General features: G+C 65.8%; 11 protein-coding genes. 3 read left to right on the top strand and 8 right to left on the bottom strand.

What is annotated here, in order from left to right:
- Window positions 1-123: 123 nt before the first annotated feature.
- The gene (locus MRBLWO13_RS05175) at window positions 124-1,038 is read right to left on the bottom strand and encodes a family 43 glycosylhydrolase (RefSeq protein ID WP_341976735.1); all 915 of its coding nucleotides are present in this window, start codon (window positions 1,036-1,038) and stop codon (window positions 124-126) included.
- 191 nt (window positions 1,039-1,229) lie between these two features.
- Here MRBLWO13_RS05175 and MRBLWO13_RS05170 point away from each other — a divergent pair, with 191 nt between their 5' ends.
- Entirely contained in the window at window positions 1,230-2,258 is a 1,029-nt protein-coding gene (locus tag MRBLWO13_RS05170; RefSeq protein ID WP_341976734.1) for a LacI family DNA-binding transcriptional regulator, read from the top strand.
- Here MRBLWO13_RS05170 and MRBLWO13_RS05165 read toward each other — a convergent pair.
- The 5 genes from MRBLWO13_RS05165 to MRBLWO13_RS05145 all read right to left on the bottom strand — a co-directional run bounded on the left by MRBLWO13_RS05165 (window position 2,215) and on the right by MRBLWO13_RS05145 (window position 9,701).
- Complete coding sequence (locus MRBLWO13_RS05165; protein ID WP_341976733.1) at window positions 2,215-2,538, bottom strand: LPXTG cell wall anchor domain-containing protein; 324 nt, start codon at window positions 2,536-2,538, stop codon at window positions 2,215-2,217. The two genes, MRBLWO13_RS05170 and MRBLWO13_RS05165, sit on opposite strands and share 44 nt — an antisense overlap.
- A 2-nt stretch (window positions 2,539-2,540) precedes the next feature.
- Entirely contained in the window at window positions 2,541-3,566 is a 1,026-nt protein-coding gene (locus tag MRBLWO13_RS05160) for a DUF916 domain-containing protein (protein ID WP_341976732.1), read from the bottom strand.
- A 79-nt stretch (window positions 3,567-3,645) separates the two neighbouring features.
- The gene (locus tag MRBLWO13_RS05155; protein WP_341976731.1) at window positions 3,646-4,269 is read right to left on the bottom strand and encodes a hypothetical protein; all 624 of its coding nucleotides are present in this window, start codon (window positions 4,267-4,269) and stop codon (window positions 3,646-3,648) included.
- 40 nt (window positions 4,270-4,309) lie between these two features.
- On the bottom strand, window positions 4,310-8,557 hold the full coding sequence (locus tag MRBLWO13_RS05150; RefSeq protein ID WP_341976730.1) for an RICIN domain-containing protein: 4,248 nt from the start codon (window positions 8,555-8,557) through the stop codon (window positions 4,310-4,312).
- A 295-nt stretch (window positions 8,558-8,852) separates the two neighbouring features.
- Window positions 8,853-9,701 (bottom strand): phytanoyl-CoA dioxygenase family protein, encoded by an 849-nt coding sequence (locus MRBLWO13_RS05145; RefSeq protein ID WP_341976729.1) that lies wholly within the window; start codon window positions 9,699-9,701, stop codon window positions 8,853-8,855.
- Between the two features lie 95 nt (window positions 9,702-9,796).
- Here MRBLWO13_RS05145 and MRBLWO13_RS05140 point away from each other — a divergent pair, with 95 nt between their 5' ends.
- On the top strand, window positions 9,797-10,630 hold the full coding sequence (locus tag MRBLWO13_RS05140; protein ID WP_341976728.1) for an AraC family transcriptional regulator: 834 nt from the start codon (window positions 9,797-9,799) through the stop codon (window positions 10,628-10,630).
- Complete coding sequence (locus MRBLWO13_RS05135) at window positions 10,627-11,454, top strand: TIM barrel protein (RefSeq protein ID WP_341976727.1); 828 nt, start codon at window positions 10,627-10,629, stop codon at window positions 11,452-11,454. Before MRBLWO13_RS05140 ends, MRBLWO13_RS05135 begins: the two co-directional genes overlap by 4 nt.
- On the opposite strand, the gene dnaB is transcribed toward MRBLWO13_RS05135, so the two are convergent.
- A complete protein-coding gene (gene dnaB, locus MRBLWO13_RS05130) occupies window positions 11,451-12,824 on the bottom strand; it encodes a replicative DNA helicase (protein WP_341976726.1) in 1,374 nt (457 codons plus the stop codon). The genes MRBLWO13_RS05135 and dnaB overlap by 4 nt on opposite strands.
- Before the next feature lie 626 nt (window positions 12,825-13,450).
- Window positions 13,451-14,533, bottom strand: a complete 1,083-nt coding sequence (locus MRBLWO13_RS05125) for a winged helix DNA-binding domain-containing protein (RefSeq protein ID WP_341976725.1) — start codon at window positions 14,531-14,533, stop codon at window positions 13,451-13,453.
- Window position 14,534: the final 1 nt, after the last annotated feature.

The following is a 14,534-nucleotide window of genomic DNA, read 5'->3' as shown; positions in this document are numbered from 1 at the left end:
TGGGGCTCGGCGGGATCACACCCCCTCGGGCCCCACCAGCACGGCTGACTTCTCACACTCAGGCGGAGTCCCCGCCAGGCGCCATGTCGCGGAACCGCGAGTAATGCCCCCGGAAATGGAAGGTCATTGATCGGTTGCGCTCCACTCCTCTACCCACGACATCTCGACCTCGCCATCACGCAGTCGCATGGGCAGCCACACGGCGGGCGAGTTCTCCAGGTCCTTCTCCTGCCAGCGATCGCCGACGTAGAGGAAACGGTCGCCGCCCAGCGGCACGACCGCGCTCACCTGGGAGTCGTAGGTCGCTGTTCCCGGAGGGGCGATGTCCGCCCAATCGCTCCAGGGACCCTCGAGGCTCGTCGCCGTTGACATCTTGTTGTCGTTGGTCGACCAGCCGGTGAGGTCGGAGCCGAACAGGTAGTACAGGCTGTCATGCTTCACGAGAGCAGGGGATTCGTAGCCGATCTCGGGTCGAGCCTGCTGGAGCAGCGTCGCAACGACCGACTCGACGCCGAGGTAGTCATCGCGGAGGCGGTAGATGTGCAGGCCGTTCTCGCGGTCCTCCGACAGCAGATATCCCGTTCCGTGCTCCTGATAGACGCCGATGTCGCGGCTGATGTTGCCGAGCGGTCGCTCGCTGCCGATGTAGGTGTACGGCCCGACCGGGTTGTCGGCCACCGCGTAGCCGACGCGCGCGTCCGCGTAGTCGTGCGACTCGATGTGCAGGAGAAGCACCCACGCACCGTCCGGTCGCTGCAGGGCCTTCGGCCTCTCGATAATGCGGTCGGCGCCGAGCTCGGGGTGGTTTTGCACTTCGAGCGAGTTCCCCTCGAAACGCCACTGGGCGAGGTCCGGCGAGGAGTAGCAGCCGACAGCAGTGAAGAAGGATCCGTTCGACTTGTCTTCACCCCAGGCGTACCACCGGTCCCCCACACGGACCGGCGCACAGCCGTGCAGCTGCGCGACCTGGCCACGGTCGTCGGTGAACACGTGCCCGGGCCGGATGGTGCCGGGCCTGACGGTATCAAAAGACATCATCGTCTCGTTCCTGTCGATCTGATTGTTTACGTAAACAACATCGGCGACGATATCCAATGAACCGCGCCGCGCGCAAGTGCCCGGATCGCTGAGTGCATAGACGCGTGCCGCGACCACACGGCCTCCGTTGCGGGCTGCGGCGGCCGAGATCCGCCCTAAAGTGTCAGAGGATGGGGAGATCGGAGGTACGGATGCCAGAAGCAGGCGCGAAAACGCAGCGCAGTCCATCGATGGCCGACGTCGCGAGAGCCGCCGGAGTGTCCGGACAGACGGTTTCGCGAGTTGCCACCGGTCGCGGCGTGGTCAAGGCGGAGACCCGGCAGCGCATCATCGCCACGATGCAGGAACTCGGCTATCGCCCGAACGGCGCAGCGCGTGCTCTGCGCGACGGCCGGTACCGGAGCATCGGCGTCATCATGTCTTCGCTGTCCTCTCACGGAAACATGCGCACCATCGACGCCATCGCGTCGGAGTGTGCGGCCGGCGGCTACTCCCTCAATCTGATCCCGCTCGGAGCGGCGACGCAGGCCAGTGTCTCCGGGGCGTTCGCCCGGCTCAATGAAGAGGCGGTTGACGGCGTCATCATCGTGATCGAGGCGCACAGTCTCGCCGAGGCCGAGGTCGAACTGCCGACAGGCCTTCCCGTCGTCGTCATCGACTCCGATCGAAAAGGTCGCTACCCCGTCGTCGATACCGATCAGGCTCAGGGCGCGAAGCTCGCGACCGAACACCTCCTCGATCTGGGGCACGAGACCGTCTGGCACGTTGCCGGTCCCCCTGAGTCGTACTCGGCCCACGGCCGTCGGCAGTCGTGGGAGCGCACCCTCATCGAGCGGGGCGCACGCGTGCCTGAAGTCATCACCGGCGACTGGAGCGCTGATTCTGGACACCGCGCCGGGCTCATCCTGGCGGCGCGCGACGATGTGACCGCCGTGTTCGCGGCGAACGACCAGATGTCCCTCGGTCTTCTGCGCGCGTTCCACGAGCGCGGACTCCGTGTTCCGGACGACGTGAGCGTCGTAGGGTTCGACGACATGGCGGAATCTGCGAATTTCTGGCCGGCTCTCACGACGGTCCGTCAACATTTCGATCAGGTCGGCGTCGAAGCGATGCGCGCGCTCATCGCCGCGATGGAGCATCGACAGACGGCCCCCGCCGACCTCGTCCCGACCGAGCTCATCGTGCGCGGGAGCTCGGGGCCTCCCCCGCACCGACGCTGAGGTTTGTGCGCCGCCGGTTCGCACTGACCGGTCTCCGGTGCACGATGATCGCGCCACCGATGACCGCCAGGGCGATCGCCACGGAGATCAGCAATGCGGGGTCGGCGCCCGTATCCGGAAGCGTCGCGATGCCATAGTCCGGCGCGATCGTGACCTGCACGGTGACGCCACCGCTGTCGATGTCGTCGGTGACCTGCTCGTACACCGCGAGAGAGGCGACGGACAGTGACGAGATGAAGCTCCAGGCGGTGTGCCGAGCCCGGAGAAGAATGCGGCGCACGATCATCCCTCGATGCGCGCTTCCCGGCGCCCGGCTTCCCGCGCGGCATTCACGAGCGTCTCGACCTGTCGCCGCCGGCGGCGACCCCGGAATGCCATTCCGCCCACCATGAGCACCAGCGAGAGCAAGACGAGCAGCTGCGGCCATGGAATCGCCGACACCGACACGGTCTGCATGACGGGGCCGATGTGCTCGCGCGAGCCGTCGGGAAGGACGACGGCCCGCTCCACAGAGAGTGGCACCGACAGCAGACCCAGCGGCCAGACATCTCGGAGGTGGAGTTCGACCGCCCGGTCATCGCCGGGCAGGAGCTCGACGGTCTCACCGGAGACGGTCCGGCCATTCCATTCGACGGCGCTGGAGGATTCGAGACGCACGTTGCCGGAGTTGTGGAGCGTGTACCTCACGACGACGGTCCCCGGATTCAGAGGGTTCCATTCGGTGATGTACTCCCCCGCTCCATGCACCTCCAGGCCCGGTGCGACGTCACCCGCGACCCGGACCATCACGCGGAAACCGACCCGACTCTCGACTCCCACCGCGGCCCCCTCCGAAGCACCTTCGGAGCGGATGGAGGCCGCGACTCCCGCCGCGTGGTCGCCCGGTGTCGCATTCTTCGGGACTTCGACGAGGAACGGAACGACAGCGGTTGCACCCGGCTCCACGGTCACCGTTGACGGCAACGTGATCCACGTACCGGCTCGGGTGGACTTCTCGTCCGACGGCAGCATATTGAAGCGTCCGGATTCGGTGAGATAGCCGTCAGCGCTCGCGAGCGAGAACGTGACGGCCGAATCTCCGAGGTTGATGACCGCCATCCGCTCTGTCGTCGTTTCGCCAGGCTCGAGCTCGAGCTCGGCCCACGCCCGGCCATCTGGACCCGATTCGTCGGCGGGGCGCACCGACCAGGTGACGGTCTGGTCGTCATCCGCGGATGCTGACGTCGACCAGACGGCCGGTGCGATCGCAGCAGCGAGGACCGCTGCAGCGCACGCGACCCGCGCGAACCGTGATGAGCGTCTCTTCATCGTTTTCTGGGCCTTCCTGCGACGGGAGCAACCACCGGGGTCGCGATCACGATCGTGAACGCGACCGCGGAGTCCTGCGCTACTCGAAGAGGGAGAGCGTCACCGTTCCCGAGTACGATCCCGGCGCCACCTCGGCAGGAGTGCGCAGCGTGAGGTCCGCCGTAGCGGTCCACTGCCCTTCTGCAGCGATCGCTGCGGAATCGAGCGCCATCGCGAACAGCTCCTGGTCGACGAGACCGAAGGGATCCGGCGCCGTGGTGTCGAGCACGGTCTGCACGGGATCGCCTTCTGTGACCAGGCCCGCGTCACCGCCGTCGATCAGGCGCGGTGTCCAGCCGAGATGATCCGCTCCGATGGCCGGCTGTCCTGCGTCTCCCGCGAAGGCGCTGGACGAGCCGAGCACGTACCACCCCACCCCCGCAGGGATGTCACCCGGGTCACGAGTGTCGGTGACCGTCACTGTCGGCAGCGATCCGGTGAACTGACGGACGAGGGCATCCGACCCGTTCTCGACCAGGGTCGTCGTCGTGCCTGCGATGCTCATCGCGAGCACGCCCGGTTCGTCGATCTGCGCGATCGAAACGGAGACGTCCACCGCCTCGTCACCGTGCTGCTCCTCCGCGACGGCGGCACCGGCGATGCCGACGAAGATCGCCGCTCCGGCGGTCACCGCGGTCCACCTGGCCAGACGTGTTGCATTCATTCGGGTATCTCCTTCGATATGACGGGAAAAGTTGCTTGTGTCAGCCGCACGAGAGCGCCGGGTACGGGGCAGTCAGCGTGCGGCTGACCGGATGACCGGCCACCGTGCCCGTCGCTTCCACGGTCACCTGCCCAGCGACGATCCCGGCCTGACGTGTCGTGAACGCATGCGAAACGCTCTTGTCCACGGTGAACGAGGCGAACGACTTGACGCCGAACGATGACCGCGCGACCGCGGCGACGGAGGCATCCGCATGGTTCTGGACCTGCACCGTCACGACCGCCTTGCCGGCTACGCAGCGGACAGCGGCGCTAGTCCTGACATCGAGCTCGGGGGCAGCAGCCTCGTCGAGGGTCACCATGATCCAGCTCACCTGCACATCGGCTGCGCGCGTCGGATGCAGGACGAGTTCGATCTCGCCGGCAGTCCCGATCGTGATGTCGCCGTACGACTTGGCCTCGTCGGCCGCACCGTAGTCGTGGTCGGCCTCGACGACGGAACCGTTGACGCTCACCTGCGCGCCGCGGTCGTCCCACTGATCCCAGGGATCTGCGTATCCGACGTGCACGGAGTACTTCCCGGGATCGAGATCGCCGAAGCGATACGTGATGTCTCGGCCTTCGACCGCGTACCGCATGGTGGAGAACATGGTGCCGTCGACCCCGCCGTGGGTCTTGCTCCCCTCGCTCACATAGCCCCAGGATGCCCCACTGTCGGCATCCTCTCCGTAAGCCTGATCTGCCGTGGAGTTGAGCAGGTCGTCACCGCCTGCGGACTGAACGCCCAGCCAATCGTCGGTCTCCTGCCCACCCGCGTTCACCGCGTACACGAGGCCATCGGGGACGACCGCGATGGTGCGCGTGAAGGTGCGGCCGCCGAAGTCCGGGAGAGTCCCTGTCGCCGTCACGACGCCCGGTGCGCCGAATGATCCGGAGATGCTCCACGTCACGGGCTGGGTGGATTCGACTCCGTTCTGCCGAACGGTGACCGTCGAGACGTCAAGGCTTCCGCCCACCGGCACGGTGGCAGGAACTCCGCTCACGTCCCACGCCGCCCACTGGCCGAGCTGATCGAGTGTCCATTCGTCATAGACCTCGACCGCCATCGTGTCGCCGCCCTCGCCCAGGCTGATCGGCAGCCACACCATCTGCGCGTTCTTCAGGTCGTTCCCGCCGTTCCAGCGGTCACCCATGTAGATGTACTTCCCGTTCTCGCGATCCACCGGGATCACCGAGGAGGGCTGAGAGTTCCACGAGTTGCTCTGCGCCCACCAGGGGAACGGGTCTCCCTTGTCGGTCCAGGTGCCCATGATGTCGGTCGAGGTCGCCCACCGCGCGGGGTTGGGGTTCCAGCCGGTCGTGCCCGATGTGATGAGGAAGTACCGCTCATCGTGCTTGAAGATCGCCGGAGATTCCCGGGACTGACCCACGAAGATGCGGTTGTAGTCGACGCCCAGCACGGCTTCGTCGGCCGGGGTGGCGAGATCGGTGTAGTCCGCGTTGAGCTTGGAGATGTACATCGTCGCGTTGCCCTCGCTGGAGTAGATGATGTAGCCGGTGCCGTCGTCATCCACGAAGAGGTTCATGTCGCGCGCCATACCCGGGGTGTCCCACCCCTCGGGCGAGTAGTTCAGGTAGTAGCTGTCGATGTACTGGAAGGGACCGAACGGCGAGTCCGAGATCGCGACTCCCGCCTTCGCCTTCGCGTACTGGGCGCTCGACGTCGCGGAGGGACCGTCCATGTGCGCCCACATGACCCACTTGCCGGTGCTCTCGTTGTAGATCGCCTTCGGGCGCTCGATGATCGGCGGCGTGACGCCGTCGACCGGAGTCGTTCCGAGGTCGCGGTACACGGCGTCCTTCTGCTCCTGCGTGTAGTCGCCGTACAGCGCCTCGAAGTACGGGTCATCGAACTGCGCCGTCGACTCCAGCGCCCGCAGCGCGACGCCCTGATCCTCCCAGTTGTAGAGATCGTAGGAGCTGTACACGTGAACACCCGGGGACGAGTGGTAGCCGTTGGTGCGGTCCTCGCCGTACAGGTAGTAGATCGTGCGGCCATCGTCATCCTTCGACGGCACCACCTGGCCGCCATGCGCCTGGATGATGTCGCCGTCGGTGTCGAGCCACTCCTGACCCGGATGGAAACTCGTATACGGAGCGATCTCCGCGCGAGCAGGCTCCAGCTTCCACTGCTGGTTGGCACCCCAGTTGGACTGCCACACGCCCACGTGCGCACCGGCCGACGTCGAGGCGCCGGCCACGTCGAGCACGGCGTTGGTGCCGGCGTTGAGCAGGCTGAAGGTCACGCCGTCGGTCGAGGTCATCAACCACAGCGTCGACGGGTCGCTCGCCGCTTCGGTGTCGCTGACGGTCCGCATCTCGGTATCGCCGCCGGCTGCGGCGAGAGTGCGACCATCACCCGAGCGCAGCGCGAAACGGTCGCGCGAGGTGCCAGGCTGATCGTCGATCAAGGTCGCGGTCCACGTCTGCGCGGCGAGTTGTTCCGGGTCGCGGGCGTTGCCGAGTGCAGCGGTGTCGCCGGCCGCGCTGAGTGGGAGATCGCTCTGCGCGCCCGTGATGGTGAAAGACTCGCCGTTGCGCAGGGCGGGAGCATCGTCGTTCACATCGGAGACACCGGTCACGACGAACGTCGTCACCGACTTCGCGGGGACTGTCAACGTCGCGGTCTTGTCCGCACCCACCACCACCGGATCCCCCGCACGGAGCGCGTTCACAGACGGATCGGATGCCGGAGACCCGGTGGTCACGACCGGAGTCACCGACGCACCGGTCGCGACATCGCCGAACAACGAGAGGTCGATCTGGATCGTCTTGGCTTCGTCGTCGTTCGTGTACACGAGAGTCGCGCCTGAACCGTCGCCGTCGATCGCCGCGGTGGTGTCGTTATCGTTCACCCGGACCAGCTGGTCACCGGGCTTGATGTAGTGCGTGAAGTTGCGCAGCGTGTCGTACTTCGAGTTGGTGCGGATGCCGCACTCGGGGTTCTGGTCACCGTCGGCGATCCGTCGGACGGAGTCGCCCTCGGCGTTGCAGTCGAAGTCGATGAAGACTGAGCCCCAGTTCTTCTTCTCGACCTTCTCCATGTTGTAAAGGTCTTCCACCGGCTGCCAAAGCACCCAGGCTTCCGGCTCGAGCTCACGCAGGTCGGAGTTCACACGCTCGGCGATGCCGAGGCCGTTCTCGATCGCGTCGGGGTTCCAGCTGTCGCCGCCCCAGTTTCCCTCGACTTCGCTCATCCACAGCGGCTTATCGGCACTCTTGGCGATATCTCGGACGAGGTGGCGACTGCCGGTGGAGTAGGTGTGCACGTTGAGCTGAGCCACAGCTCCCTTCGCCTCAGAACTCCAGCCGTTCCAGTCCTCGACGAACCGGTCCGGGCTGGTCTCGTCAGGACCGGAGATGACAGCGTCTGTCGTCGTGCCGGGTTCGGCGAGCTCTGCGGCCAACGCGGTGATCACCGCTGACTGCAGACCGGGACCCGCGTGCGCCCCCTCCTGCCCACCCTGTTTCGGCCATCCGTCGTCGCCGATGTTCGTCTTCCAGTAGTTCGTGTTCGGCTCGTTCAGCGGATCGATCGTGGCGAACTCGATGCCCTGGGTGTCTTCGACGTGCTGCGTCACCGTCTTGACGTACGTGGCGAACTCATCGACCGAATCGGCTCGGATCTGGTCGGCCCACCCATCCGTGCCGCCGCTGACGAAACCGCTCTCGGTCATGAAGTAGGGCGGGGAGTTGCTGAAGGCCTCCCAGGTGTCGACCTCGTCCTTGATCGCCGTGACCCAGGCGAGCTGGGCGGCATCCGAGGAGAAGTCGTAGTCACTCGCGTTCTCGCCCGTCCACGCCGCGCGGAAGCGGTCGCGGTCAGCGAAGGTCGAGGAGATCTCGCCGTTCTCGTCAGCGAGTGGCGCATCGGCATTCCACCGTCCGGGCACGGCGCCGCCGGGCCGGAGGTAGCCGGGCACATCGGAAGCATTGCCCCCGCCGATGTTGTAGCGCGCGATGTTGAGGTTCAGCCCTTCGTCACCGAAGATCTTGTCGATGAGCTCGTCACGCAGGTCGGCCGGGTACCCGCCCGTTGCATTCGCCATCCAGACGAGACTGGTGCCCCATCCGGCAAAGGGCGCGCCGGCGTAGGCGGGGTTCGGTGTGAGCACGACATCAGGATCCGCCGCACTCGCGCTCAGCGCGGGCACCGTGACGAATGCGGATACGGCGACTCCGAGCCCGGCGCCGAGCGCAACGACCTGACGGGTTTTCGATTTCAACATCTTTGTCCAATCTCGAAACTGCGGTGCTGGTGAGGCAGGCGAGCTCGCGAACTTCCGGCTCGCCGCCTCGGGATTTCAAGGATTTCCGTGCGCACTTCTTCGTCCGTCGGAGCCGCGAACGGCGCAGACGGGCCGCCCGCATCGGAAGGCTTCTGGGATGGCGATCCACACCGAAGTGGGAGTCGTCTAGGGAGACGTCAACGCCATTGTTTACGTAAACTATTTGCAGTCGAGTCACGCTAACGCACGTGTGCCGTGTTCGTCAATCCATGAGTCGGGGCGAAAAAGCGGAACCTCAGAGCCCGTCTTCGTCGGACCAGTGGTCCTGCCAGCGCCAATCGATCGGGTCCGAGATCCGTTGGTAGCGGATATCAGTGGACAGGCGGATGCGGCGAGCCGGATCGACGTTGTCGGTCGAGGCGTGCACGATGTGCGCCGAGTGCACCATCACATCGCCGGCCGTGTAGTCGTTCACGAGCCACCGAGTGTCGTACTCGTCGGCGAGGCCCGGCAGGTCAGCGGTGATCGACGCCGCGGGCATCTTCAGCCTTCCGGCGCGTTCCTGAGCCATGACGCGGTGGTGGCTGCCTTCCAGATAGGCCAGCCCTCCGGTCTCGACGGCGCAATCGCCGAGAGGAATCCACATCGACAGCACGCGGTCGGTGCCTTCGCGCAGGTAGACCAGGTCGTAGTGCGCTTGGGTGGCGGTGCCGATTCCGTTCTCGCCGGGCCGGGTGTGACGAATGATCCGGCGCTTGTGCAGGTGGACATCGTCTCCGAGGAACCACTGGAACCATCCGCGGATCGTGGGATGCGAGGTGAGCGCTGCGTACTGGTCGCCGGGGACGATTTCATCGAACAGCGTGCTTCGCGTGAGACCGCGATCGATCTCACCATCGGCGTCGATCCCCTCTGCCACACCGCTCGGGGCAACGAGCCCAGTCGGTTCGAGTTCACCGAAGTAGTAGCTGCGGAAGTCATTGACCAGTGCGGGATCGAGGTGACCGCCGAGATAGAGATAGCCGTCGCGACGGATGCGCTCCCACAGCGCGTCCCTGTCGTCGCGCAGCGATGCGGGGACAGCTTCCAAGCGTCCGAGACGTTCGGGGCGCTCATCGAGAACGTAGCCGTTTGACGTGATCATGTCATGCATCCTGACGGATGCTTGGATGATCGGTCCATGGATTGTTGAACATGAACCTTGGATTTTCAATGCTTCGTGGCCATACTTGGACGATCATGAGCGACTGGTCCCGTTACGCGCATCCCGCACCCGCGTTCGCCGACCGCGCGATCGTGTGCATCGGGGCCGGGGAGTATCGCGGGAATGACAGCGAGGTCCGCGATCGCCCGTTGCGTTCTCATGCCGCGGTGGTGGTGAGCGAGGGGAGCGGCTGGTTCCGCAGTCAGCTCTCCACGGATGTGGCGATCGAGGCGCCGGCCCTGATCTGGCTCTTCCCTGGAATCCGGCACAGTTACGGCCCGGATCGGTCCGGTTGGACGGAGCACTGGGTTCTCTTCGGCGGCACCGTGACCCGAGACCTCGATGCACTACCCGCGTGGAGTCCGGCGACGCCCGTCGTACAGCTGGGGGCCGTTCCAGCTACATTGGCGCCTACCTTCACGCGGCTTCGATCGGACCTCGCGGAGCCGGGATCCGTCGGCGCTCTCCGAGCGTCGGCGATCTGCTACTCCTGGCTCGTTGACCTGGCGGCGTCTGCCAAGCCCGCCGGGGCGCCCGACCTTGTCGCCGCCTTCGCGCGCGGTGCGACCCGCCAGGTGTCGATGGAAGCGCGCGCTCGTGAGCTCGGGGTCAGCCTGGCCGAACTGCGGGCCGAGACTCTGACGGCCACGGGATTGACCCCGCTCCAACTTCTCATCGAATCACGCCTGGCACGGGCACAGTCGCTTCTCGTCGAAAGCGATCTCGAGGTCGGCGTGATCGGCAAGACCGTCGGTTTCGACGACCCCGCCTACTTCTCGCGGCAGTTCACGCGACGCCGCGGAAGTTCCCCCAGCATGTTCCGCAGCGAACAGCGCCGGGTTCCCTCCGAAACAGGTGAAGAGCAGTGACCTCAGAACTTTTCGTCCTCATGACCGATTGGGTGACGCAGCTTCAACCGCGCGAACTCATCGACCACGCACTCGCGCAGGGATATGACGGCGTAGAGGTCTGGTGGCCGACCGACCCGCAGGCGCAAAACCGCCTCCGCGCCGCAGTCGACAGCACGGGGGCTGCCCTATCGCTCCTCACGGGAGGAGACGCCTCTGATCCGCGGGATCATATCGAGGAGATCCACCGCAGAACTGCCGCGATCGCAGACAGCGGGTTGGCTCCCCTGCACGTCACGCTGCACGCCGGGCGAGACCACTGGGACCCCGCCGATCACGATCGGCTTGCGGATCAGATCAGCGAGGACCGGGCAGAGACCGGCCTCGATGTCCTGGTCGAGTTGCACCGATCGCGGATGCTGTACGCGGCACATGCGGCGAAGCGCGTTCTGGAGCGACACTCCGACCTGCGCGTGACCTTCGACGTGTCGCATTGGCTGGTGGTCGCCGAGACGATGCTCGAGGATCAGTCGGGTGCCGTCGAGCTCGCGATCTCCCGCGCCGATCACATCCATGCACGGATCGGGCACCCCCAAGGCCCACAGGTGAACGATCCGGAGGCAGCGGAATGGGCCGCTGTGGTCGAGCAGCACCTGCGCTGGTGGGACGAGATCGTGCGACGTCGGCGATCCGAGAATCGGCCGGTGACGTTCCTCGCTGAGTTCGGTCCCGTCGACTACGCCCCGTGCCACGCGGGCACTCGAGTACCTCTCCGCGATCCGGAATCATCCAACCTGTGGATGCAACGCACTCTTCGCGAACGATACGGCGCGTCCGATCACTAGGCGAAGTCCCCACCCGGCGCCATGTCGCGGAAGCGCGAGTAGTGACCCTGGAAGGCGACGGTGATCGTCGCGGTCGGGCCGTTACGGTGCTTGGCCACGATGAGGTCGGCCTCGCCGGGGCGGATGTCCTTGTCGTAGACCGAATCGCGGTGCAGCAGGATCACCATGTCGGCGTCCTGCTCGATCGAGCCCGACTCACGAAGGTCGCTGATCGCGGGCTTCTTGTCGGTGCGCTGCTCGGGACCACGGTTCAGCTGCGACAGTGCGATGACCGGAACCTGCAGCTCCTTCGCGATGAGCTTGAGGCTACGCGAGAACTCCGAGACTTCCTGCTGACGCGACTCGACGCGCTTGCCCGAGGTCATCAGCTGGAGGTAGTCGATGATGACCATGCGCAGGCCCTCGCGCTGCTTGAGTCGACGGCACTTGGCGCGGATCTCGACGAGCGTCATGTTCGGGCTGTCATCGATGTAGAGCGGGGCATCATTGATGCGCCCTCGGGTCGCGGCGACCGTGGTCCAGTCCCGAGGGTCGAGGTTTCCCTTGCGCAGGTTCTGCAGGGGGATCGCACCCTCGGCACTGAGCAGACGCATCGCGATCTCGCTCTTGCCCATCTCGAGCGAGAAGAAGACGGAGGGGATGTTGTTGCCGATGGATGCCGAGCGCGCGAAGTCGAGTGCGAGTGTCGACTTACCCATGGCAGGACGCGCGGCGACGACGATCATCTGCCCGCCGTGAAGGCCGTTGGTCAGTTCGTCGAGCTCCTTGAAGCCTGTCGGAACGCCTGTCATCGATCCGTCGCGGCCGCTCGCAGCTTCGATCTCCTCGAGCGCGGCGTCGACCGCGACCTGCAGGGGAACGTAGTCCTCTGCCGTCTCGGACCCGGTGATCGAGTAGATCTCGGCCTGCGCGTTGTTGACGATGTCGGTCGCGTCGCCCTGACCGTCGTAGCCGAGCTGCACGATGCGCGTGCCGGCGTCGACGAGCCGACGCAGGATCGAGCGCTCGGACACGATGCCGGCGTAGTAGCCGGCATTGGCGGCCGTCGGCACGATCGACGTCAGCGTGTGCAGATAGTCGGCGCCGCCGGCCCGGCCGAGCTCGCCGGTCTTGATCAGCTCGTCGGTGACCGCGACGACGTCTGTCGGCTCGCCGTGCGAGTAGAGCGAGAGGATCGCCTCGAAGATGAGCTCGTGCTTGGGGATGTAGAAGTCGGCGCCCTTGAGCGTCTCGATCACATCGGCGACCGCGTCCTTCGACAACAACATGCCGCCGAGCGCGCTCTGCTCCGCGAGAAGATCATGAGGCGGCACGCGCTCCGGCGTGCGCTTTCCCCCGAGACGCTCCTCCGAGATGTCGGCGATCGACACACTGCTCCCTTCGACGCGACGTGATTGCTTCGGATGCTGCTCGAACCCGATTCGGTGCGGTGGGCGGTGAGGCGTGCCCACGCAGACAGCGAATCAGGACCCCCCGACATTCGGTCGCTCGACCACGCTAGGAGCGGCCGAATCCACACGCAACACAGGCTGTGGATAACTATGTGGAAAGCGTGCGGACAAAGTCGGAGTGTCTGTGCACAACGCCTGTGGATAACCCCGTGGACTCCCCTGCATCTGAAGTTTCTTTTTACCTACGACCAGGTGTTTCACGTTTCCCCAGCCTGTGGATGGGAATCAACCTAAAGGTTTGATTGAAGGTTTTGCCACCAAGAGGCGGATGTGCAGAACCTGGGGAAAGTCAAGCTGGATCTCTCCCGGGCGCGCCATCGGAGATGTCCCGTCCCGCCGCACCGAATTCTCCTGGACAACGACCAAGCCCAGGAGTACTCTCGGCGGCACGATGCATGGCGCGTCGTGACGAAGTTTGCCTTCAGGGGGGAGGTCGGCGTGGGCGATCGAGCCACCCGGCGCAGCACTCCTGAGGTTGCCGTCTGGGGCGGTTTCTGTGTTCTCGCGTGGGCGATCCTCAGCGTCTTCGCATCCCGGACGCTCGATCAACTCCCCAGAAACTCGACCCTCGCCACCCCGAGGAACGTGGCGAGCACCTTTCCCTCCGTGACCAACTCCCCCGCAGCGGCGTCGTCGAGTGCCGTGAACGGAGCGATGCGCAAGGCATCTCCGTCGAGACTCCAGGTGCCGCGGAAGAGACCGTCCAGAAGGAACGTGCCGGCGCGTGCTCCGTTGCCGGGCGGCAACGGCACGCGGCGGGACGTGTCGATGATCCGCCGTCGATCCCGATGCGAGAAGAGGACGTTGTCGTACTCGGAGAGGAACCGCGGCGGCACCGGGATGTCCGCATCCGGCCGCGGCGCGTCGGGGAGGTCGTACAGCGCGTCTCCATGCTCCGAGGTGAACACCCGCAGCTGCGGCGCCAGGCGATCGAGAACCTCGCGCAGCCCGGTCAGTCCCGACCACGCCTGCACGTCACCAACACTGGCGGGTCCGAAGGCACCGATGTACCGCAGCACGACATCGTCGATCGACGGCGCGGGGACGAGGGGCCTTCCAATCCAGGCGTCCATCAGGGCGAGTCGTGCCGCGCCCTGCGGTTGCCCCCACACACCCCTCGGTGTCGGCTGGACCGTCGGCAGCAGATAACTGACGGCATACGCCATGGCATCGGCATCCAGCTCCGGCCACCGCTCCAGGAAGAGCCGGCGCAATTCGACCCGCGATCGTGGCCCCTGCGCCAGCAGTTCGCGACCGAGCTCCACGACCTTCCGTTCGTCGTCGTGCGTGAGCTGACTGCTGAATCCGCCCTTGAACCCGCGGGCGATCGCCGGTTCCACCAGCGGCCGCAGCTGCAGCGCATCGTCGGCCGTCACCAGATGCACCGTGCCGCGCATCAGGGTCGCGCGGACGAGAGAGCGCTCCTCGAGCGCATCCGCGAGCGCACGAGGCGCGAAGTCGCCGAGCCGTGTCCACAGTCCGACATAGGGAGCCAGCGGCGCTTGCCCCTGCATGCCGACGAGCAGGTGGACCGCATCGGTCACGGACTGGTCACCCCGCTCGATCAACAACTGCCGGGAGAGCAGCGCCCTGTTCAGCGCCCGGTCGCTGAGAATGTGCTCCGGCATG

This window comes from Microbacterium sp. LWO13-1.2, from assembly GCF_038397725.1.
Classification (GTDB): Bacteria; Actinomycetota; Actinomycetes; order Actinomycetales; family Microbacteriaceae; genus Microbacterium.
This window is presented reverse-complemented; position numbering and strand designations above follow the sequence as displayed.

What these genes read in the sequence shown, in the direction of transcription:
- MRBLWO13_RS05160 (WP_341976732.1), bottom strand. Translation starts at nt 3,566, where the DNA reads ATGAAGAGACGCTCATCACGGTTCGCGCGGGTCGCGTGCGCTGCAGCG.
- MRBLWO13_RS05140 (WP_341976728.1), top strand. Translation starts at nt 9,797, where the DNA reads ATGAGCGACTGGTCCCGTTACGCGCATCCCGCACCCGCGTTCGCCGAC.
- MRBLWO13_RS05125 (WP_341976725.1), bottom strand. Translation starts at nt 14,533, where the DNA reads ATGCCGGAGCACATTCTCAGCGACCGGGCGCTGAACAGGGCGCTGCTC.
- MRBLWO13_RS05150 (WP_341976730.1), bottom strand. Translation starts at nt 8,557, where the DNA reads ATGTTGAAATCGAAAACCCGTCAGGTCGTTGCGCTCGGCGCCGGGCTC.
- MRBLWO13_RS05155 (WP_341976731.1), bottom strand. Translation starts at nt 4,269, where the DNA reads ATGAATGCAACACGTCTGGCCAGGTGGACCGCGGTGACCGCCGGAGCG.
- MRBLWO13_RS05175 (WP_341976735.1), bottom strand. Translation starts at nt 1,038, where the DNA reads ATGATGTCTTTTGATACCGTCAGGCCCGGCACCATCCGGCCCGGGCAC.
- MRBLWO13_RS05145 (WP_341976729.1), bottom strand. Translation starts at nt 9,701, where the DNA reads ATGATCACGTCAAACGGCTACGTTCTCGATGAGCGCCCCGAACGTCTC.
- MRBLWO13_RS05170 (WP_341976734.1), top strand. Translation starts at nt 1,230, where the DNA reads ATGCCAGAAGCAGGCGCGAAAACGCAGCGCAGTCCATCGATGGCCGAC.